Annotated in this window: 18 protein-coding genes, 1 tRNA gene and 2 pseudogenes; 9 read left to right on the top strand and 12 right to left on the bottom strand. The window is 55.3% G+C overall.

Annotated elements, in window-relative coordinates; all coding sequences use genetic code 11:
• The first annotated feature begins 7 nt into the window (after positions 1 to 7).
• From sufC to ldtE, 5 genes are all read left to right on the top strand, one after another.
• On the top strand, positions 8 to 754 hold the full coding sequence (gene sufC, locus WLO32_RS11395; protein ID WP_435945284.1) for a Fe-S cluster assembly ATPase SufC: 747 nt from the start codon (positions 8 to 10) through the stop codon (positions 752 to 754).
• Positions 729 to 2009, top strand: coding sequence for a Fe-S cluster assembly protein SufD (gene sufD / locus WLO32_RS11390; RefSeq protein ID WP_435945283.1), 1281 nt, complete (start codon positions 729 to 731; stop codon positions 2007 to 2009). The genes sufC and sufD overlap by 26 nt, the downstream gene beginning before the upstream one ends.
• Positions 2006 to 3226: a cysteine desulfurase SufS gene (gene sufS, locus WLO32_RS11385; RefSeq protein WP_435945282.1), complete on the top strand. Its 1221-nt coding sequence runs from the start codon at positions 2006 to 2008 to the stop codon at positions 3224 to 3226. Before sufD ends, sufS begins: the two co-directional genes overlap by 4 nt.
• Before the next feature lie 13 nt (positions 3227 to 3239).
• Positions 3240 to 3656 carry a cysteine desulfuration protein SufE gene (sufE, locus tag WLO32_RS11380; protein ID WP_121268799.1) on the top strand — a complete coding sequence of 139 codons (417 nt, stop codon included), beginning with the start codon at positions 3240 to 3242 and terminating at the stop codon, positions 3654 to 3656.
• A 100-nt stretch (positions 3657 to 3756) separates the two neighbouring features.
• Positions 3757 to 4806, top strand: coding sequence for a L,D-transpeptidase LdtE (gene ldtE / locus WLO32_RS11375; RefSeq protein ID WP_435945281.1), 1050 nt, complete (start codon positions 3757 to 3759; stop codon positions 4804 to 4806).
• A 99-nt stretch (positions 4807 to 4905) separates the two neighbouring features.
• Here ldtE and WLO32_RS11370 read toward each other — a convergent pair whose 3' ends face one another.
• The 9 genes and pseudogenes from WLO32_RS11370 to WLO32_RS11330 form a co-directional block, all read right to left on the bottom strand.
• Positions 4906 to 5142 (bottom strand): major outer membrane lipoprotein, encoded by a 237-nt coding sequence (locus tag WLO32_RS11370; RefSeq protein ID WP_034455915.1) that lies wholly within the window; start codon positions 5140 to 5142, stop codon positions 4906 to 4908.
• A gap of 308 nt (positions 5143 to 5450) precedes the next feature.
• The gene (gene pykF / locus WLO32_RS11365) at positions 5451 to 6863 is read right to left on the bottom strand and encodes a pyruvate kinase PykF (RefSeq protein WP_435945280.1); all 1413 of its coding nucleotides are present in this window, start codon (positions 6861 to 6863) and stop codon (positions 5451 to 5453) included.
• Positions 6860 to 7066: a protein YnhH gene (gene ynhH, locus WLO32_RS11360; protein ID WP_435948286.1), complete on the bottom strand. Its 207-nt coding sequence runs from the start codon at positions 7064 to 7066 to the stop codon at positions 6860 to 6862. The genes pykF and ynhH overlap by 4 nt, the downstream gene beginning before the upstream one ends.
• Before the next feature lie 167 nt (positions 7067 to 7233).
• Positions 7234 to 7310 (bottom strand) — tRNA-Val (locus tag WLO32_RS11355).
• Positions 7311 to 7494: 184 nt separating this feature from the next.
• Positions 7495 to 7743, bottom strand: coding sequence for a CsbD family protein (locus tag WLO32_RS11350; RefSeq protein WP_121268793.1), 249 nt, complete (start codon positions 7741 to 7743; stop codon positions 7495 to 7497).
• A 107-nt stretch (positions 7744 to 7850) separates the two neighbouring features.
• A complete protein-coding gene (iraP, locus tag WLO32_RS11345) occupies positions 7851 to 8180 on the bottom strand; it encodes an anti-adapter protein IraP (protein ID WP_435945279.1) in 330 nt (109 codons plus the stop codon).
• Between the two features lie 135 nt (positions 8181 to 8315).
• Positions 8316 to 10422, bottom strand: a pseudogene (locus tag WLO32_RS11340) (membrane-bound PQQ-dependent dehydrogenase, glucose/quinate/shikimate family).
• A gap of 590 nt (positions 10423 to 11012) precedes the next feature.
• Complete coding sequence (locus WLO32_RS11335) at positions 11013 to 11513, bottom strand: ferritin-like domain-containing protein (RefSeq protein ID WP_435945278.1); 501 nt, start codon at positions 11511 to 11513, stop codon at positions 11013 to 11015.
• Positions 11514 to 11620: 107 nt separating this feature from the next.
• Positions 11621 to 11800, bottom strand: a complete 180-nt coding sequence (locus tag WLO32_RS11330) for a general stress protein (RefSeq protein WP_435945277.1) — start codon at positions 11798 to 11800, stop codon at positions 11621 to 11623.
• Positions 11801 to 12324: 524 nt separating this feature from the next.
• Between WLO32_RS11330 and WLO32_RS11325 the strand changes: the two genes are divergently transcribed.
• A complete protein-coding gene (locus WLO32_RS11325; protein ID WP_259462055.1) occupies positions 12325 to 12402 on the top strand; it encodes a hypothetical protein in 78 nt (25 codons plus the stop codon).
• Between the two features lie 187 nt (positions 12403 to 12589).
• Entirely contained in the window at positions 12590 to 13591 is a 1002-nt protein-coding gene (locus tag WLO32_RS11320; RefSeq protein WP_435945276.1) for an SDR family oxidoreductase, read from the top strand.
• Positions 13592 to 13622: 31 nt separating this feature from the next.
• Here WLO32_RS11320 and WLO32_RS11315 read toward each other — a convergent pair.
• A pseudogene (locus WLO32_RS11315) lies at positions 13623 to 15252 on the bottom strand (alpha-amylase family protein).
• Positions 15253 to 15552: 300 nt separating this feature from the next.
• Here WLO32_RS11315 and WLO32_RS11310 point away from each other — a divergent pair.
• Together WLO32_RS11310 and WLO32_RS11305 are read left to right on the top strand one after the other, a co-directional pair.
• Positions 15553 to 16941 (top strand): cytochrome ubiquinol oxidase subunit I, encoded by a 1389-nt coding sequence (locus WLO32_RS11310; RefSeq protein ID WP_435945275.1) that lies wholly within the window; start codon positions 15553 to 15555, stop codon positions 16939 to 16941.
• Positions 16929 to 17876 (top strand): cytochrome d ubiquinol oxidase subunit II, encoded by a 948-nt coding sequence (locus WLO32_RS11305; protein ID WP_435945274.1) that lies wholly within the window; start codon positions 16929 to 16931, stop codon positions 17874 to 17876. The genes WLO32_RS11310 and WLO32_RS11305 overlap by 13 nt, the downstream gene beginning before the upstream one ends.
• An 87-nt stretch (positions 17877 to 17963) precedes the next feature.
• On the opposite strand, the gene WLO32_RS11300 is transcribed toward WLO32_RS11305, so the two are convergent.
• A complete protein-coding gene (locus WLO32_RS11300; protein ID WP_435945273.1) occupies positions 17964 to 19289 on the bottom strand; it encodes a uracil-xanthine permease family protein in 1326 nt (441 codons plus the stop codon).
• 55 nt (positions 19290 to 19344) lie between these two features.
• Positions 19345 to 20469 (bottom strand): aryl-sulfate sulfotransferase, encoded by a 1125-nt coding sequence (locus WLO32_RS11295; protein WP_435945272.1) that lies wholly within the window; start codon positions 20467 to 20469, stop codon positions 19345 to 19347.
• Positions 20470 to 20535: the final 66 nt, after the last annotated feature.

Raw genomic sequence — 20535 nt, 5'->3', positions numbered from 1 at the left:
GAAAACTATGTTAAGCATTAAAGATTTACAGGTAAGCGTTGAGGATAAAGAAATCCTGCGTGGCTTGAGTCTGGAAGTCAAACCCGGGGAAGTGCACGCCATTATGGGCCCGAACGGCTCGGGTAAGAGTACGCTTTCCGCCACCCTCGCCGGACGCGATGATTATGAGGTCACCGGCGGCGAGGTTCATTTTAAAGGCAAAGATCTGCTGGAGCTGTCGCCTGAAGATCGCGCAGGCGAAGGCATCTTTATGGCTTTCCAGTACCCGGTGGAAATTCCCGGCGTCAGCAACCAGTTCTTCCTGCAAACCGCGCTGAACGCGGTGCGGCAGTATCGCGGGCTGGAAGAGCTCGACCGCTTTGATTTCCAGGACCTGATGGAAGAGAAAATCAGGCTGCTGAAAATGCCGGAAGATTTGCTGACCCGTTCGGTAAACGTCGGCTTCTCGGGCGGCGAGAAAAAGCGTAACGATATTCTGCAAATGGCGGTGCTGGAGCCGGAGCTGTGCATCCTTGATGAAACGGATTCCGGGCTGGACATCGACGCGCTGAAAATCGTCGCCGAAGGGGTGAACTCCCTGCGCGACGGCAACCGCTCGTTTATTATCGTCACGCACTACCAGCGCATTCTCGACTACATCAAGCCTGATTTTGTACACGTGCTGTATCAGGGCAGGATCGTCAAATCCGGCGATTTCAGCCTGGTGAAACAACTGGAGGAGCAGGGCTATGGCTGGCTTACCGAACAGCAGTAACGGCAACGCCCTGCAGCAGTGGCATCACCTGTTTGAAGCGCAGGGCATAAAGCGCACCAAAGAGGCCCAGCAGCATATGCAGCAAATGCTGCGCCTGGGGCTGCCGACCCGCAAGCATGAGAACTGGAAATATACGCCCCTTGATGGCTTGCTAAACCATCAGTTCGTCGCCCCGGCGCCGGAAGCTCTTAGTGAAATTCAGCGTGACGAGCGGGCGTTGCCCATTGACGCCTGGCGTTTAGTGTTCGTCGATGGGCGTTTTAGCGCCGAGCTGAGCGACGATCTCGCCAACAGCGGTTTTGAAATAACGGTGGATGAACAGCGCCAGTCGCTGCCCGCTGCGGTGCAGAGCGAAGTTTTCCTGCATCTGACAGAAAGCCTGGCCGAAACCGTCACGCATATTCGCGTGGCGCGCAACCACAGCCCGGCGAAAACGCTGCTGCTGATGCACATCAGCCGCGGCAGCGCGCAGGATGAAATGAACACCGCGCATTATCGCCACCACCTGACGCTTGGCGAAGGCGCCCGGGCGACGGTGGTTGAGCATTACGTTAGCTTCGACGAGCATGCGCATTTTACCGGCGCGCGTTTTACAGCCGAGGCGGCGGCGAACAGCCAGCTGCGCCATTTCAAGCTGGCGTTTGAAAACGCGCGCAGCTACCACTTCGCGCATAACGATTTAGTTATCGGCCAGGACGCAACGGTTGAAAGCAACAGCTTCCTTCTGGGCGCAGCGGTGCTGCGGCATAACACCAGCACGCAGCTTAACGGCGAAAATACCACCTTGCGCATGAACAGCCTGGCGCTGCCGGTCAACAACGAAGTGTGCGATACCCGCACCTGGCTTGAACATAACAAGGGCTACTGTAATAGCCGCCAGCTGCATAAAACTATCGTGCGCGATAAGGGCCGCGCGGTGTTCAACGGCATGATTAAAGTGGCGCAGCACGCGATTAAAACCGACGGGCAGATGACCAACAACAACCTGCTGCTGGGGCGCCTGGCGGAAGTGGACACCAAACCGCAGCTCGAAATCTATGCCGACGACGTAAAATGCAGCCACGGCGCCACCATTGGCCGTATCGACGATGAGCAAATGTTCTACCTGCGTTCACGCGGTATCGAAGAGCAGGCAGCGCAACAGATGATTATCTATGCCTTTGCCGCTGAGCTTACGGAAAGCATTCGTGACGAGGCATTAAAACAGCAGGTGCTGGCCAGGATCGGCCAGCGCTTTGCAGGGGGCGAGGCATGAGTTTTTCCATAGAACAGGTACGGGCTGATTTTCCAATTTTAAGCCGGGAAGTGAACGGGCAGCCGCTGGTGTATCTCGACAGCGCCGCCAGCGCGCAAAAACCGCAGGCGGTGATCGACGCCGAGCTGGACTTTTACCGTCACGGCTATGCCGCGGTGCATCGCGGCATTCATACCCTTAGCGCCGAAGCTACGCAGCTTATGGAAAACGTGCGCAATCAGGTTTCACGTTTTATCAACGCGCGTACGCCAGAAGAAATTGTATTTGTTCGTGGTACGACCGAAGGCATCAACCTGGTCGCCAACAGCTGGGGGCGCGCCAGCCTCCAGGCCGGGGATAATATTATTATCTCTGCGATGGAGCACCACGCGAATATCGTGCCCTGGCAGATCCTTTGCGAACAAACCGGCGCTACGCTGCGGGTTATTCCTCTCAATGAAGACGGGACGCTGCAGCTTGACGTCTTCCCGACGCTTATCGATGAGCGTACAAAACTGCTGGCAATCACCCAGGTGTCAAACGTGCTCGGCACGGAAAACCCGGTGCGCGAGATGATCGCCACCGCCCATCAGGCCGGCGTGAAAGTGCTGGTCGACGGCGCGCAGGCGATCATGCACCACGCAATCGACGTGCAGGCGCTGGACTGCGATTTTTATCTCTTCTCCGGGCATAAGATTTACGGCCCGACGGGGATCGGCGTGCTTTACGCCCGGGAAGAAATTCTGCAGCGCATGCCGCCATGGGAAGGGGGCGGCTCGATGATCGCCACCGTCAGCCTGACGGAAGGGACGACCTACGCGGCGGCGCCCTGGCGCTTCGAAGCCGGTACGCCTAATACCGCCGGCATTATCGGCCTGGGAGCCGCTCTGAGCTATATCGAGAGCCTCAACCTTCAGGAAGTAGGCGAGTATGAGCATTCGCTAATGCGCTACGCTCAGCAGGCGTTACAGGCCGTTCCTGACCTGACGATATACGGCCCGGAACATCGCCTGGGCGTAATCGCTTTTAACCTCGGCAAGCATCACGCTTACGACGTGGGAAGTTTCCTCGATAACTACGGCATCGCCGTACGTACGGGCCACCACTGCGCTATGCCGCTGATGGAGTTCTACAAGGTTCCGGCGATGTGCCGCGCCTCGTTTGCCATGTACAATACCGAAGAAGAGGTGGATCGTCTGGTTGCAGGTTTGCAACGCATCCACCGTCTGTTAGGCTAACAGGGAGAAGGTTATGGCCACGTTGCCAGATAAAGAAAAGCTGCTGAAAAACTTCAGCCGTTGCGCCAGCTGGGAAGAGAAGTATCTCTATATCATTGAGCTGGGCGGACGTCTGCCCGCGTTGCCAGATGCGGAGCACAAGGCGGAAAATGTCATTCAGGGCTGCCAGAGTCAGGTATGGATTGTGATGCACCAGCAGCCGGACGGCGTGATTACGCTTGAGGGCGACAGCGATGCCGCGATCGTCAAAGGGCTTATCGCCGTGGTCTTTATTCTTTACCAGCAGATGACCGCGCAGGACATCGTCGCCTTTGACGTGCGTCCCTGGTTTGAGAAGCTGGCGCTGGCCCAGCACCTTACGCCTTCCCGCTCGCAGGGGCTGGAAGCCATGATCCGTTCTATCCGCGCCAAAGCCGCCAATCTTAGCTAAACTAAAAGAACAGCTTTCATCCTGTTAACGCGAGGTAAGTTCATTGCCTCGCCGGGCTTTCAGCATTCCGACGTTCTGTCGGTGAATACAGGAATACAATATGAAATGCGCGTTCACTAAAATAACTTTTCTTTTAATCAGCACCCTGGCGGCCAGCCAGTCGGCGTGGGCCGTTGACTATTTATTACCGCCGCCGGGCAGCCGGATAATTGGCGAAAATAAAACGTATATTGTTCCCAATGACGGTAAAAACCTTGAAGCGGTAGCCGCTAAATACAGCACCGGCGTGCTTTTACTGCTGGAGGCGAACAATACCGTCGATCCCTTTTTGCCAAAACCGGGCAGTGAATTAATTATTCCTTCGCAAATGATCCTGCCGGATACGCCGCGCGAGGGCATCGTTATTAATCTGGCCGAGCTGCGGCTTTATTACTATCCGCCCGGGCAAAATCGCGTGGAGGTCTATCCGTTAGGCATTGGCCAGCTGGGGCGTGAAACGCCGGTGATGGTGACGCGCATCAGCCAGAAAATCCCCAATCCAACCTGGACGCCAACCGCCAATATTCGCGCTCGTTCCACAGCCCAGGGCATTAATTTGCCCGCCGTCGTGCCCGCCGGACCAAATAACCCGCTGGGACGCTATGCGCTGCGTCTGGAAAAAGGCGGCGGCGAGTATCTGATTCACGGCACAAACGCGCGTAACAGTATCGGACTGCGCGTGAGCTCCGGCTGCATGAGGATGCGCGCGCCAGATATCAAAGCGTTGTTCAGCCAGGTGGCCTGGGGAACCCGCGTGGAGATTATTAACGAGCCGGTGAAGTACACCACCGAGCCGGACGGAAAACGCTATGTGGAGGTGCATCAGCCGCTGTCGCGCAACGACTGGGAGAACCCGCAAACCGTGCCTATTGCGATTTCCGCTTCATTCGGGTCCTTTATCGATAACCCGCTGAGCGATAAAGCGCAGGTGGATAGCGCCCTGGCGCGTCGCGCAGGCTATCCGGTATTGATTAACGCGCCGCAGGGCGTGCCTTCGCAGCCGGTGAATATTACCCCCGTACAGAGCGTCAGAGCAGCCACAGGAGCCGCGCCGGTCACTCAGGCGACAGGAACAGCCGTTAGCGATCAAAATAGCGTAGTGATGCGTTAGGGAAGGAATACAGGGAAAGGGTAAAGAAGGGACAGGCAGGGTCCGGCAGACGGCCAAAAAAAATGGCGCACAATGTGCGCCATTTTATTCCAGTAACTCTTACTTACGGTAAGAGTGAGCCTGGTTGTCCAGACGCTGGTTAGCGCGAGCTGCGTCATCTTTAGCAGCCTGAACGTCAGAACGCATTGCGTTCACGTCGTTGCTCAGCTGATCAACTTTAGCGTTCAGAGTCTGAACGTCAGAAGACAGTTGATCGATTTTAGCGTTAGAAGAACAACCTGCCAGCATAGTAGAAGCCAGGATTACCGCGCCCAGTACCAGTTTAGTACGATTCATTATTAATACCCTCTAGATTGAGTTAATCTCCATGTAGCGCTACAAGTATTACACAAAGTTTTTTGAGTTGAGAATAAATTTTTGATGGGAATGCACTTAAATTTGATCGTTCGCTCAAAGAAACACCGAACCGGGGCGATAAGTTAAAAAAAACTGAGAAAACAGGGCGCTTTCATCGGATTCATCTTAATAAAATTTAGCTTAAATAGTTTTAGCCGATTTGCTTTTTTATTAATACTGTCTATTAAAGCAATAAAAAAAGCGCCCGCGGGCGCTTTTTAACAAAATATTCGTTCGCAACGTATAAATTACAGAACGTGAACGGATGCGGTATTGGTTGTGCCGCTTGGAACCAGCGCGCCGGAAACCATCACCACGATGTCGCCTTTACGCGCCAGGCCGCTTTCTAAAGCCACTTCTTTGCCCAGACGGTAGAAATCATCGGTAGAGGCGATTTCTTTAACCAGCTGCGGAACCACGCCTTTGCTCAGCACTAACTGACGAGCGGTGACTTCGTTAGTGGTCAGCGCCAGAATAGTCGCGTTCGGGAAGTATTTACGCACGGCTTTAGCAGATTTGCCGCCCTGGGTTGCCACAACGATCAGCGGCGCTTCCAGTTTCTCAGCGGTTTCTACCGCGCCGCGGCACACGGCCTCGGTGATGCGCAGTTTACGGCTGTCGTGGTTGTTATCCAGACGGCTGGTCATGACGCGGTCGGTACGTTCGCAGATGGTCGCCATGATGGTCACGGCTTCCAGCGGGTATTTACCTTTAGCGGATTCGCCGGAGAGCATTACCGCGTCGGTGCCGTCGATAATGGCGTTAGCCACGTCGCCTGCTTCAGCGCGGGTAGGGCGCGGGTTTTTGATCATGGAGTCGAGCATCTGGGTCGCGGTGATAACCACTTTACGTGCGCGAACGCATTTCTCGATCATCATTTTCTGCGCGAAGATAACTTCTTCAACCGGAATTTCCACGCCCAGGTCGCCGCGGGCAACCATGATGCCGTCGGACGCTTCGAGGATTTCGTCGAAGTTGTTCAGGCCTTCCTGGTTTTCGATTTTGGAGATGATCTGGATATTTTCGCCGCCGTGGGCTTTCAGGTGCTCGCGAATTTCAACCACGTCGGAACGCTTACGGATGAAGGAGGCGGCAACGAAGTCAACGCCTTGCTCGCAGCCGAAGATCAGGTCCTGCTTGTCTTTTTCAGCCAGCGCCGGCAGCGCGATGGACACGCCAGGCAGGTTAACGCCCTTGTTCTCGCCCAGGTCGCCGTTGTTCAGCACCTTACAAACAACGTTCTTGCCTTCGATAGCGGTGACTTCCATACCGATCAGGCCATCGTCAACCAGCACGGTGTTACCCACGCTCAGATCGTTGGTGAAGCCTTCGTAGGTCACAGCAACGATGTCGCTGTTGCCGACAACGGTTTTGTCGGTGGTGAAGGTGAAGGTCTGGCCTGCCTTCAAAGAGACGTCGTTGCCGCCTTCCAGTTTGATGGTACGGATTTCAGGGCCTTTGGTGTCCAGCAGGATGGCCGCTTTTTTGCCGGTTTTGCTGACAACGTTGCGCAGGTTTTTGATGCGCTGGCCGTGCTCTTCGTAATCACCGTGGGAAAAGTTCAGACGCATAACGTTCATGCCCGCGTCGAGCATTTTGGTCAGCATCTCTTCGGATTCGGTTTTCGGACCGATGGTGCAAACAATTTTAGTCTTTTTCATGACAGTCTTATCTGTAAGTTGAGAAGGATTGTTAAAACTCGGTTCCGGTGGACACTGTCGCCGGAGCGGAAATTGAAGCTGGTATTGTAAAATCGACACCTGGTAAGGATAGGTGACAGAAATAAAGCGTGCAGAGGAAAGTATGCTTGCGGTTCAGCCAGCCGGGGGAAAGTGCATAATTGTCTATTATAAAGGCAGTCCAATGCGCTGAAACCATTCAAGTTAGGAACCCGCGTATTATAGGGGCAAGTTGCCGGGAAAGGAATTAAAAGCGCTTTTTTGGCTAACGAAGTGTACAGATTTACAGCGACTGTTATCGCCGGGTTAGGGGAATATTAAAAAGTATAATAATAAGAAAAGGGTATAAGGATGGTGCGTTCAATTGGACTCGAACCAACGACCCCCACCATGTCAAGGTGGTGCTCTAACCAACTGAGCTATGAACGCATCAGGAAAGCTTATGCAAATTAACCGCTTGATTATTAAGCGTTTTGTATGACTAATACCGGGATAATCTACAGACTAACGCTGCTGGTGTCAATAAGAGGCATCAGCGTTCTGACCCGCAAAAAATGCGGGTCGATAATTATTGCTGCATTGATGAAGCTTTAGCGGAGCAGGCGACGAGCGCTTATTTACGGCCGAGAAGATAGCCGATAACCACGCCGATGGCGCCGGCTATCGCCAGTCCGCCGATAGGATTAGCTGAAACCTGATCTCTGAGCGAGTCGGTAGCATCGCGGGTAGCGCTGCTTGCCTGGGAAGCATATTTTTGCGCCATGCCTTTTACCGTGTCTTCAGGACTGTTAGTGGTGCGACCAAATACTTCCTGAGCTTTGCCCGCCGCTTCATTGACCTTATCTTCTGCTTTTTCAAACATTTCACTCTCCTTTAATGCGAATGTACCGATAAGTATAGTCAAGATATGCGGTCTCGTTAGAAACCTGTCCGGGTCTGCCCTTTATTGGCGTTATTTAAGACTTTTTACTACAAATTGGGCGCCGGCGGCTCGCGCAACGCTTCTACGTCAATCTCCGTATCCGCTTTTGCCAGCAGCCGCGTTAACGAAAGCAGCTCGTTAAACTGGCTTAGCAAAAGCTCCGTATCGCTTCTTAACTGGTTATCCGAGGCTTCAAGCGCGGTGTTGATGGCTTTTTTAACGCTTTCAACAATGTGCTCCAGACCGCCTTCCTTCCCCACCGCGAGCAGCATCGCGCTCAGTAACAGAGACTGAGCTTCCACCTGAGCGGTCAGTAACTTTGCTTCCGCATCCATCTTTGAAATCTTGGCAATCATACTGATGATGATATTTTTCATAACCGACCCTCGCTTGACATTCAGCCGTCACTGTAACTAAAACATTCCTGCATATAATCAGGCGAAGTCGCACATTTAACTAATAAATTCTTTCCTCCCGAGCGTTTTTTATGGTCTTTGCCGTTGCGGTGCCGGCTAGCGCCGGGGCAGGGCATAAGCGACCAGCGCGTCCCCGGAGCGGGTTCCCAGACCGCCGTGACCGCCTGCGGCTATCACCACATACTGTCTGCCGTCGGCGCCCATATAGGTCATCGGCGTGGCCTGCCCGCCGGCCGGCAGGCGCGCGCGCCAGAGCTCTTTGCCGTTGGTTTCATCAAAGGCGCGCAGGTAGTTATCAGCCGTAGCGCCCATAAAGATCAGGCCGCTGCGCGTCACGATATTTCCCCCAATCATAAAAATGCCGGTGGGCAAAGGCGCGTTGGCGTGCGTCCCGAAGATATTCATATCCCGGGTTGTACCCGCCGGCCGTTCCCAGGCGATTTTGCGCGTTGTGAGGTCGATGGCCACCAGTTTTCCCCACGGCGGCGCGCTGCACGGCGCGCCTAACGCCGTCAGCCAGGGTTTGACTACCGCGGCCCATGGCGTGCCGTACTGCGGCCCGACGGCAAACTCTTTGGGTTTGGGATAGGCCTCTTTGCTTCCCCATCCCGCCCAGCGCTGCATCAGCCCCTGCTTAATCGCCTCGCCGGATTTCAGCAGCTGCATGGTAAAGGGAATGTAGCTGGTGTTGGCGATAAGCACGTGCCGCAGAGGATCGACCGAGGCGCCGTACCAGTCCATCACGCCGTCAAAAGCCGGATAGGCGATCGACGTGCCCTCAGCCGGTGGCGTAAAGCGGCCCTGATAGCGGTAGCGGTGGAACTGGATCCGGCACCAGAGCTGATCGATGGGGGTGGCGCCCCACATATCCGTCTCTTTCAGATCCGGCGGCGCCAGGTTTGGCATGCCGGTTGAATCCGGCTGCGTCGGAGAAAGGTGTTCCCCGGGCAGGACGGGAGAGACAGGAACGGGCTTTTCTTCTATTTGCGCAAGCGCTTTGCCCGTGCGGCGGTCCAGCATAAAAAGCTGTCCCATTTTGGTTGTCTGAATCAGCGCCGGCAGGGTGCCGCCCTGTTCGCCTGGCAAGTCCACAAGCGTCGGGCCGATGGGAAGATCGTAGTCCCAGACATCGTGATGGACGGTTTGAAAATGCCAGCGTTCCTGGCCGGTATGGATATCCAGCGCAACCAGCGCGCTGGAATATTTTTCATCAAAGGGGCGCCTTTTCGCGCCGTAATAATCCGGCGTAGCGTTGCCCAGGGGAATATAGACCAGGCCCAGCTCAGGATCGGCGGTATAGGTTCCCCAGCCGTTAGGCGTTCCGCGCGTGTACTCTTCGCCTGGTTTTAACCGCCCATTCTGCGGGTTCCTGCCCATATCCCAGCTCCACGCAAGCTTGCCGGAGGCGGCGTCATAGGCGCGCACCACGCCGGAGGGCTCGCCGGTGGCCTGGTTATCGTATATCCAGCCGCCAAGCACGATGCGGTTATCCATAATCAGAGGCTGCGAGGTGATGAAATGGAAACCAGGCGGGACTTCGCCCATCTGGTCGGTCAGGCTAACAAAGCCCTGCTCGCCGAACGCCGGGCAGGGCTTACCCGTTTGCGCATTCAGAGCCACCATCTGCGCGTTGCTGGTGGTGGTAATGATTTTTTCCGGGCAGCTTTTATCCTCAACCGCTTTGCTGTAGGGCCACTCCGCGGCAGGCGAGATATTCATTTGCCGAGGTGTCCGGGTGCGGATCAAAGCGCCAGCGCTGCCTGCCGGTCGTGGCATCAAGGGCAATCACCTGGCGGTGCGGCGTGCAGATATAGAGCACGTTTCCAACCTTGATGGGCGTGACTTCAAAATTAAACTCGCGCCCGGCTTTATCCTCCCCCTCGCGCAGGGTATCGCCTGTATGATATTCCCAGGCAGGCTGCAGTTTGCTGACGTTCGCGGGGGTCAGCTGTTCCAGCGGCGAATAACGCTGGCCGGCGGCAGTGCGGCCATAAAAATGCCAGTCGTTAGCGTCGGCTTCCTGCGCAGGCGCGGCCTCCGTTTGCGCGGCGGGAATCGGCTGGCGCTGAACAAAACGTGAGTCGCTGATATGCCAGCCCGCATAGAAGATGCCTGCAATAGCCGCAAGATAGAAACAGCCGGTAAGTAAACCTGGGTAATAAGGATTTCCGCGCGCCACGAGGCGGCGGGTAATCCACGGCATGCTTATCCAGACGCCGAGGAGGGCAAGGCCGAATAAACGCGGCATCAGCTGCCAGCCGTCGAGCCCCACCTCGCTTAGCGACCATACGGCGCAGGCGATAAAGGTAAGCAGGTACAGCCCGATGCCCGCACTGCGATAACGAACGAGGTAAATGCCGCTGATTAAAAAGCCGACGCCGAACAGCAGATACCACGGCGTGCCGCCCAGCGCCGCCAGCCAGCCCCCTAAGGCGAGGTAGGTTACGCCAAGCAGAGCCACTACTATCCCTGTTACAGAAACTAATGAAAATAAAGTTTTTTTCATTATGCCACTTCACCGGTTAAAGAAGATGACTAAAGCATATGAAGGAAAGCGCAGAAAAGGAGGGCAAAGCGCAGGCGAAGCGAATTAAGTTATAAAAGGCTTTGTAAATCAACGGTAAAGATAGTGTAAATTATTGTCTCTAAATTTTACAGCCGCTATTTTTCGGTTGATTTCGCAGGAGTTATTTTTAATAACGGTGGTTTTTATTAATCAAGGCGAGAAAATAAAGAAGGGGAAGAATAAATATAAGTAAAAAAATAGCCCGGCGTTTTAAGCCGGGCCGGGTTTTAGCCTTTTTGCTTCGCTTTTTGATTAATTCCTGATTCGGCGAGGGTGGTCAGCTTATTGTCAGCTGATTTTTCTTCTTCAAGGGTTTGCCCAAGTAGCGTTTTGGCTTCTTTATAGCCGAGCATATCCGCCAGCGTACACAGGGTGCCGTAAGACGCTATTTCATAGTGTTCCACTTTTTGCGCCGCGGCGATTAAACCTGCGTCGCGTACAGGGCCTTTATCAACGCTATCAATCACTTCCTGGCCTTCTTCAATTAACCCCTCCATCGCCACGCATTTCATGCGTTTTAAACGGAAATCGGGAATGCTGTCCACCACCTGATCGATGCGTTCCACCTGGCCGCGGGTTTCTTCAAGGTGGGCGGTGAAAGCTTCGCTGAGCTTAGGGTTTTCCGCAGCGCGGGCAAGCTTAGGCAGCGCGCGGGTTAATTGTTTTTCAGCACTGTATGTATCTGACAGAAGGTGAACAAAAAGGTCTTCAATGGTTTTAATCTGCATGATCGCTCCAGAATGCGCTCTTTATTTTATATCAGGCGATATGGGTAAATCCGCCGATGCAAATTTACCCATATCGATGAGGTTTCAGTCCTGTCCGTTCAGGTTAACTACCCGGATTTACGTCCGCCCCCGTGGCTATTTTCGCCACCTTTACGACCTGCTTCTGAGGCACGCTGTGGATCGTTTTTAAAGTTTCCGCCGCTGTGCTGACCACCTTTGCGGCCTGCTTCCGACGCTTTTTCACGATCCTGTGCAAAATTACCTGAACCGCCTCGATGCTGAGTCATAATTTACTCCTCACTTTGGTTGATTAGGGTAATACTTCACGCAGCATTACTCTTGCCGCGTGACTAAAAATTGTAGTAGAGGGTTTATCTATTGCAAGGAAAAAACGGGGGCGCAGCTATATAAAATCAAGCACTAAGAATAATCTTAAAGCAGTAAATTTATTTGTTTTAATTCGTTAGCTCATTATATTTATTTGGTGCTGTACCTTAAAAGTCGGGAGATAATTATGGTGTGGTATAAACATTCACGAGGGAATGTGAAAGGTGAGTTTACGTTATTTTTATTCAAAAACACCCTGTGTTTATTGCTTAAAAACGGCGGTGCGCTTTATCGTCCACGAGACTGGCTAAAACTTGAATATAAGTATTTAAAAGTCGTAGAGAAAAAATAGCAGCCGCGGGCCGGCCGGTAACGAAGTCTTGTTACTATGTGATTGATTTGCAGGCCTCGCGCATCGGGCTGAAAAGTGACTCAGTAGTCATTTTTATCAGCCGTTCAGACGAAAGACACACTGGAGGCGATTATGTTATTTGTTGAAAAAGACGACCCGACGGAAGCACCTGAATCCGGGGATAAGAAACCACAACCCGATAAAAAATAACCGTTTAAAGGCCGCTTGAGCGGCCTTTTTGATTTTTAGCGATATTTTCAGGCTATCCGCTATAAACCGGTACTACGCGCCCCGGCCTGGCATTTTTCTTTAACGCGGCTATAAAAATGAAGTTACCCGCCGGGCTAACGGCTTTGCGGGTCAGGGGATGTCTTGCTACGCACAGGGGAGGAAAGATATGGCTGTCGTTGTGATTACAGGAGGAACGGCGGGGATAGGCAGAGCCGTCGCGCTGCGTTTTGCGCAAGAAGGTTATGACGTCGCGGTCATTGCCCGCGGCGAGCAGGGCCTGCGGGAAACGGTGGCCGGGCTGCGTGAAACCGGCGTCCGTGCGGCCGCCTTCAGCGCCGACGTGGCAGACGCTGCGCAAATGGCGCAAGCGGCGGACAGCATAGAGCAGCAGCTCGGCCCGGTCGACATCTGGATCAACTCGGCCATGTGTACCATTATGTCGCCCTTTGAGGATATCGATCCCAACGAATACCAACGCGTGACGGAGGTGACCTATCTCGGCGTGGTAAACGGCACCCGAGAGGCGCTGCGCCTGATGGAGCCGCGCCGTGCGGGCACTATAGTGCAGATAGGCTCCGCGCTGGCTTACCGCTCTATTCCGCTACAGTCCGCCTACTGCGGCGCGAAGGCGGCGATTCGCGGCTTCACGGACGCCTTACGCTGCGAGCTTATTCATCAACGCAGCGCCATACGCCTGACAATGGTCCATCTGCCGGGCACCAATACCCCGCAGTTTGGCTGGGCCCGTAACAAGCTGGGACGGCCCGCGCGTCCGGTGGCGCCTGTTTATCAGCCGGAAGCGGTAGCAAAAGCCATTTTTGACGCCGCCGCGCGCGCGCCGCGGGAAATGTGGGTCGGGAAAGCCACCGTGCAGTCCATTCTGGGGAATTATGTTTTTCCGCACTGGCTGGACAAGATGCTGGCTAAAAAAGCCTGGTCCGGACAAATGGAAGGCTATGAATACCTCTCACGCCGTCCGGATAACCTTTTTAACTCCGTAGAGGGACAGCATCAGAGCAGGGGAAATTTCACTCATGAAGCAAAAGAAAGCGTAATCAGTATGAACGCCGCCACGCCGGTGAGAGTGATTTTCGCCGCGGCGGGTTTAGGCGCTTTACTCTTCCTTAAAAAGCGCCGGCTGCGGCGTAAAAAAATTAGCCGCAGATAAATTGCCATCGGGCCGCCTGCGGCGGGCTTTTTTAGCCGTGGGTTTTAATAATGGAAAACCAGCGGTAGCCATAGCCATTCATAGTAAGAGAAAAGGGTGCCGTCAGGGATCCGGACTCCTGATATTCCTTATCAGCGAGGCACTCCGTTAGCCCGGCAATATCAGCCTCGTTTATGTCCGCCGTCACTTTTCTGCTGCAAAAATTAGCTAACAGCAGCAGGCCCTTATTGCCATAGTCATATCTCACGGCAAAGATTGCCGGGTTGCTGGTTTTAATAACCTGATAAATGCCTGAACCAATGGCGTTCAGGCCCAGCCGCGCCCTGGCTATTTTGCTCACGCGATGCAATAAAGAGTCGTCTTTTATCAGCGAGGCGTTAACGTTAACTTTTTGATAGCCGTATGGCCCGGTATCGATGACCGGCGCAATAAATTTTTCTGGTTCAGCCTCGGAAAAGCCCGCGCCCGCTAAGTCTGACCACTGCATCGGCGTTCTGACGGCGTTACGTTCTTCAAGCTGCAGATCGTCGCCCATGCCTATTTCATCGCCATAGCGCAATACCGGCGTGCCGGGTAAAGAGAAGAGAACCGCGTGGGCCATCGCCAGGCGTTTTATATTGCCCTTGAGCATCGGCGCTAGCCTGCGCCGCAGCCCTCTTTGATAAACATGCATATTTTTATCCGGGCCGAAGCTCTTCATCACGTCTCGCTTTTCCGCTTGCGACAGGCCGTCCAGGTCAAGTTCATCATGGTTGCGCAGCCAGTTAGCAAAGCAGGCTCTGAAAGGCGGGGCGGGCAGCTCTTCGATGGGCCTGCAATAAAGCGGTGGCATTCTTACGGGCGAGGGAAACATAAAATTTTTTATTCAGGTTAAAGCTGAGCAGCATCGACAGACGATTGTTATCGCCGAAATAATGGCGGTACCGGCTGGCATCCACGTCCACTTCGCCTAATAGCAGGGTTTCAGGGCGGCGGCGGGAGATAAAATCTCTCAGGTGGGTCAGTAAACTAAAGCCGTGCTCTTCTTTGCCTTCCCCCGCCTGCTTGACCATATGCGAGGCCGCGTCAAAGCGAAAGCCTGAAACGCCCATTCTTAACCAGAAAACGATCACTCGCTCTATCTCTTTAACGACCTGCGGGCAGGAGAGGTTTAAATCCGGCTCGTGGCGATAAAACATGTGGCGATAATACTGCTGGGCTTCTTCGTCCCAGCTCCAGACGCTTTTTTCAACGCCGGGAAACATGGGCGCATCGTCTTTTTTCGGCGGCTTATCGGCCCAGATATAATAGTCGCGGTAGGGCGAGTTTTTGTCGCTTCGCGCCTGCTGGAACCAAAAATGCTCGCTTGAAGTGTGCTGAAGCACCAGTTCAATAATTACGTGCAGGCCAAGCTCCTCGGCCCTTTCGACCAGCATAACCATATCGGCGATATCGCCGAAGCGGGGATCGACGCGCAGATGGTCGCTGACATCATACCCGCCGTCGCGAAAAGGGGTGAGATAGAAGGGGCTTAGCCAGACGGAGGTGGCGCCGATGCCGCGAATATAGTCGAGCCGTTGAGTGACCCCCTGCAGGTCGCCGCAGCCGTCGCCGTTTGCGTCAAAAAAAAGTGCCGTATCAATTTGATAAATTATCGCATTTTTATACCAGTCGCTTTTCATCTGCGCCCCTTAGTTAAATTCCTCGATCCCAATTTCGCAACGATCAAACTTTTGTAGCATTGCCAGCCGCCCGCGGTGCGCTGATGATTTATAACCCTAATATGGTAGTCGTAACCCGTTCTTTCTGCTCGCTTAAGCCCATATTTCGGCTACTGTTAATAACAAATGACCGGGAAAAAGCAGCGCTGTTTAGCTTTAACGACCCGTGCTATCCCCCGGCAGTTTTCGCGCCGCGGGGAATCAAAATAGCCGGGTATTAAATGCTGAAGAATAAAAGATTATTTGCCGTGGGGACTGGTAATGACTGATGCCGAATGGGTCCTGCTCCTTTCGCGCGGGCAGTTTGCGCTCACTATGGGAATGCACATCACGCTTGCGGCCCTGACGCTTGGTCTGGCTCCTTTTCTGGTGTGGTTCGAGGCGCGCTGGCTGTGGGGCGGGCGGGACGCCGCGCGGCAGGCGCTGCACTTCTGGATAAAAATCTTTGCGCTGACGGTGGCGGTGGGCGCCGTAACAGGCGTGGTGATGGAGTTTCAGTTTGGCACTAACTGGGCGCCGTTTTCGAAAAAAACCGGCGGTTTTATCGGGCCGCTGCTCTTTTTTGAAGTGCTGGTGGCCTTTTTCATGGAGTCGGCGCTAACCGGGGTCATGCTCTTCGGCATGGGTAAAATACGCCCGCGCGTGCATTTTGTCGTGACCTGCCTGGTGGCGTTCGGGGCTTTAGTCAGCGCTTTTTGGATCCTGGCGGCAAATTCATGGATGCAAACGCCGGTGAATTATCTGCGCAATGGCAGCGGCGCTTTTATGCCCGCCGACTGGCTGGCGTTTATCTCGGCGCCTTCGTTTCCCTGGCGTTTTGGGCATATGGTGCTGGCTTCGTATATCGCGGCAGCCGTGATGATTGCGGGTATCGCCGCCTGGCGCCTTCTGCATCGCCCTGATGAATCCGCGGCACGCTGCATGTTGGTTTGTGCGATATGGTTTGCCGCCGTGGCGCTGCCCGTACAGTTTGTCACGGGTGACCAGCATGGCGAAAATACGTTGCGCTACCAGCCCGCAAAGCTTGCGGCAATGGAGGCGGCCTGGCGTCCGCCGTCCGCCGGCGAGGGAGAGCCGCTGCGTATCTTCGCCATACCCGACCAGCGCGCGCAGCTTAACCATTTTGAGCTGGCTATTCCCGATATCGGCTCGCTCTATTTACGCCACAATTTAACCGGCCATATAAAAAGCCTGAGCGAGTTTCCTGCCGCCGAGCTTCCGCCCGTGCTGCCGGTCTTTTTTGCTTTTCGCATGATGGTCGGGCTTGGGCTGCTGATGTTCGCCGCGCAAATTATCGCCGTGGTGCAGCATCTGCGCGGCAGGCTTTTCACCTGCCGCCGTTTACTCTGGACGATGACGATCCTGACGCCGGCCGGCTTTATCGCCCTGCTTGCCGGTTGGGTGGTCAGCGAAATGGGGAGGCAGCCCTGGCTTGTGCAGGGGCTGGTACGTACCGCCGAGGGCGTTTCGGCACTGCCGCTGAAATGGCTCATTATCTCCTGCTGCAGCGTGGCGGCGGTGTATGCGGCCGTCTTCAGCTACGGCATGCGCCACTTCCTGCGCTACGTCGCCGCGCCGCTGCCCAGCGGCGAGGTGGTAAGCACGAAAATTTCCACGGTACCGGGGGGAAGATCGTCATGGAAGGATTAGCGAATTTATCGGCTGCGACCATGCTCTTTTCCCTGCTGATGTACCTGATGCTTGACGGCACGGATCTCGGCGTCGGCATGCTCTTCTTTTTGATAAAGGAAGAAGAGCCCAGGCGACGGATGGCGCACTCCGTGCTGCCCATCTGGGATGCGAATGAAACCTGGCTGGTGCTGCTGGCCGGGGGAACGCTGGCGCTGTTTCCCGATATTTATGCCCGGGCGTTAAGCCTGCTTTATCTCCCCATTTTTCTGATGGCGCTTAGCCTGATTTTGCGGGCTATGGCGCTGGAGTACCGAAGCTCCGCCAGCAAACGCGCGCGCCTGGTGCTCGACCTTATCCTGCCGCTGGCATCCTGCCTGGCGGCGTTCAGCCAGGGCGCCTGCGCCGGCACGCTGGTGAGCCATTTTCTGCTGCACGACGACGTGAGGTGGTTTGATATTTTCCCGGTCCTGTGCGGCCTGGGCTTAATGTCGATCTATATTTTGCTCGGCTGCGGCTGGATAGGCTGGCGAATCGGTGAGGAGGTGGGCAAAAGGGCACGGCGCCTTAGCGGCTATTTTTTCCTCCTGTGCTGCGCGCTGTGCGTCGCCGTCATGCTTGTTGAACCGCTTCCCTGGCGCCAGGCGTGGCTTTACCCGGCGGGCAAGGCGCTATCGCTGGCGATTTTATTGCTCCTGCCGGTCATGGCGGCAGCGCTAAGTCGCGGGTCGGGCCTGCTACAGCTGATGCTTACCCTGGCGTTAATGACGGCCATAGTGCTTTTAATGGCGACGGGATGTTACGGGCTGGCGGCGAATAGCGTAGCGAGCCTTGCCGCCCACGCTGCATCAAAAACGACGCAGTTAGTGGTCCTGGGCGGCAGCGCGGTCATTATTCCCCTCACGCTTGCCTACCATACTTGGGTCTTCTGGGTTTTTCGTGGGAAAGTGATGTGATGACGCTGGCAGGAAATGTTTCGCGAAGGGAAGCTGACTGCTCCCCTTCTTCGGTCGCCAGGGCAACGTGAAGGGGAGCGAGCGTCGCTAGCTCTTTTCCCGCAAGGAAATACGTTTTTCACCGAACAGAAATAAAGAGTTCACTATTATGGCCGTCAGGGTTCCTGCCGCCATCCCGTTGCCAAAGATCATCTGCACCAGCGCGGGGAAATTCTGATACAGCCCCGGCACGAGGATTGGCAGCATCCCCATAACCAGCCCCGCGGCTAAGGCATAGGTTTTCCCCGGCGCGTGCAGGGGTTCACGGGCAATCATATCAATGCCGATAACCCCGATTATGCTAAAGACGATGACCGCCGTACCGCAAACAACCGGGCCGGGCAGGCAGATCGCAAGGCGAACCAGGGGCGAAAACAGCGCGATCAGAATTAACAGCGCGCCTGCTATTGCCGTGACGTGGCGCGACTTCACGTTGGTTGTGCGCACCACGCCGATGTTCTCGCCGGAGGTAATGATCAGGGAGGTTCCGAACATTCCGCCCAGCAGCGACATGATGGCGTCACCAAGAATAGTGCGTGGGATCGTCTTATGAACGTCCTGCGTCGAGCCGACGATCTCCGCTGTGGCGATCGTTTGCCCGGCCGCTTCGGCCATAGAAATAACCGCGTAGATAAGCAACGGCAGCGAAGCCGAAAGGTTAAAGACCGGCCAGCCGAACGGGAACAGCTGCGGGGCGCTGAACCAGGGGCCGTGGCTGACGGCGCTGAAATCGGCGCTGCCTGCGGCTATCGCCAGAAGTGTGCCTCCGAGCAGGCCGAACAGTACCGACAGCTGACGCAGGATGCCGGTGAAGGCAAGCGCGAAGATCAGGGTTATCAGGATGGTTCCCAGCGCCAGGGCAATGCTGTCCGGCGGCGCGAAGTGGGGGCTGCCGGGCTGGCCGGTAATTAAACCGCCATACAGACGAATCAGGTTAACGGAGACCAGCAGCAGCATGATGCCGATGATAAAAGGTGGAAAGTGATGCAGGCAGCGGCGGAAAACGGGCAGGGCGATAAAGTAGAACAGCGACGTTAGAATCACCGCGCCGACCGCCGTCTGGATATCTGTCTGCAAAGCGATAGCGACGAAAATCGCAATCGGCGCGCCGCCCGGCACCATAATAAACGGCAGGCGCGCGCCTATACTACCGATGCCGAGGCTCTGCACTATGGCCCCGAGCCCGCACATCAGAAAAGTTGCGCTTAATACAGAAGTGGTGACCGCTTCGGAAAAGTGAAGGGCCCTGGCGATAAGAAATACCGCCGTGATCGGCGTCGCGGCGACGACCAGAACGTGCTGAACAGCCAGCAACAGCCTGGTATGCCAGGACAAGGCTTCGTTATCGGACACTGCGGAGCCAGCTTGCGACATGTTACGCCTCCCGGGACGTCAGAAAGTAGCCGCCAGCCGCGCTGGCGGAGAAGGATTATTTCAGCCAGGGAACCGCGCTGGCAGGATAACGGTGCGCGCGGAAGGTGCTGTTATGCTTACCGGGGATCACGGTTTTGCTTAAATGGTCCGTGTATTCATTGAAATAAGGAATGATGTATTCCCAGACGGTCTCGCCCTGCGCGGTCACTTCAAACAGGCGGCCGAATGCCGATTCGCAGATAAAAGTATTGCCGTTAGCCAGGCGCTGCGCGCTGCCCATATAGGGCGAGAAAAAGGCCGGCGGGAAAATATCGCGGTATTGCCAGGTGACGGCCTTAGTCTGCGGATCGAACTCCAGCACCGTTGAGTGCGGCGAAGTCACCCCGGGGCGCAGGTTGCCGTTATCGAACACCAGAATCGTGCCATTTTCCATCTCAACCGGCGTATGCTGCTGGGCAACCACGTCCGGACCCGCGTGCCAGGCAACCTTGCCGCTTTCTTTGTCAACGGCAATCACGCCGGAGGTGGTGCGCAGGCTCATCAACACCAGACCGTCACGCGTGACGGACAGGCCGTTAATCATTGGCCAGTGGCGACGGTCGAAGATCTCATGGACGGGAAAATCCTCCGGCGCCAGGTGTTCCCAGGCGCGCCACTCCCATACCACCTCGCCGTCGCGGTTAACCTCTTTAACCACATCGCTGTAAATAATGCCGTCCGGCGCATCCCGGCGCGGATCGCCGCCGGTCACGCGTGCGGCAATCTCCGCGGGCAAGGGCGCGGCGGCGGTATACAGCAGATTGCCGTTGGCGAGCCACTGCGCATCATGGTGATGGAAAATATCCTCGTAGCGCCAGACGATTTCGTTATCCGGAGTGACCTCATAGAAGTCTCCGCCGTGCCAGAGATCCCACGCCGGATAAAGGTTCGCCGAGGTAGGATGGCTGCCGTTATAACCCAGATTGCCGTTGGGCAGAATAACCGCATCCCGGCCGGCGCGGACCGGTAGCTGCCATTGATGCGCCACTTCTCCCCGCTCGTCGACCAGATAGACCCGGCCTGCGGCGGTTTGCGGTGCGAAGAGGGTATAGCCGCCGAAGCTTTTTTCCGCTATCGCCAGCGTCAGCCCGCTGGCACGACGACCAAGGGTGAAACCAGCATTCTGTGTTGAGTCTGACACTTTTGCCTCCCGATTAAAAAATCGCATTAAAACGTTTTAATGCGGCGAATGTAATATGTCCGACCC

This window comes from Dryocola mayonis, from assembly GCF_051307045.1.
Taxonomy (GTDB): domain Bacteria; phylum Pseudomonadota; class Gammaproteobacteria; order Enterobacterales; family Enterobacteriaceae; genus Dryocola.
Note: the sequence above shows the minus strand (reverse complement) of the source record. Positions and strands in the feature narration are given on the sequence as shown.

Coding starts and splice junctions, on each gene's coding strand:
- WLO32_RS11370 (WP_034455915.1), bottom strand. CDS start 5,142: ATGAATCGTACTAAACTGGTACTGGGCGCGGTAATCCTGGCTTCTACT.
- WLO32_RS11335 (WP_435945278.1), bottom strand. CDS start 11,513: ATGCAGATTAAAACCATTGAAGACCTTTTTGTTCACCTTCTGTCAGAT.
- WLO32_RS11310 (WP_435945275.1), top strand. CDS start 15,553: ATGACTGATGCCGAATGGGTCCTGCTCCTTTCGCGCGGGCAGTTTGCG.
- WLO32_RS11300 (WP_435945273.1), bottom strand. CDS start 19,289: ATGTCGCAAGCTGGCTCCGCAGTGTCCGATAACGAAGCCTTGTCCTGG.
- WLO32_RS11350 (WP_121268793.1), bottom strand. CDS start 7,743: ATGTTTGAAAAAGCAGAAGATAAGGTCAATGAAGCGGCGGGCAAAGCT.
- pykF (WP_435945280.1), bottom strand. CDS start 6,863: ATGAAAAAGACTAAAATTGTTTGCACCATCGGTCCGAAAACCGAATCC.
- WLO32_RS11330 (WP_435945277.1), bottom strand. CDS start 11,800: ATGACTCAGCATCGAGGCGGTTCAGGTAATTTTGCACAGGATCGTGAA.
- sufC (WP_435945284.1), top strand. CDS start 8: ATGTTAAGCATTAAAGATTTACAGGTAAGCGTTGAGGATAAAGAAATC.
- WLO32_RS11320 (WP_435945276.1), top strand. CDS start 12,590: ATGGCTGTCGTTGTGATTACAGGAGGAACGGCGGGGATAGGCAGAGCC.
- sufE (WP_121268799.1), top strand. CDS start 3,240: ATGGCCACGTTGCCAGATAAAGAAAAGCTGCTGAAAAACTTCAGCCGT.
- WLO32_RS11325 (WP_259462055.1), top strand. CDS start 12,325: ATGTTATTTGTTGAAAAAGACGACCCGACGGAAGCACCTGAATCCGGG.
- iraP (WP_435945279.1), bottom strand. CDS start 8,180: ATGAAAAATATCATCATCAGTATGATTGCCAAGATTTCAAAGATGGAT.
- sufS (WP_435945282.1), top strand. CDS start 2,006: ATGAGTTTTTCCATAGAACAGGTACGGGCTGATTTTCCAATTTTAAGC.
- sufD (WP_435945283.1), top strand. CDS start 729: ATGGCTGGCTTACCGAACAGCAGTAACGGCAACGCCCTGCAGCAGTGG.
- ldtE (WP_435945281.1), top strand. CDS start 3,757: ATGAAATGCGCGTTCACTAAAATAACTTTTCTTTTAATCAGCACCCTG.
- WLO32_RS11305 (WP_435945274.1), top strand. CDS start 16,929: ATGGAAGGATTAGCGAATTTATCGGCTGCGACCATGCTCTTTTCCCTG.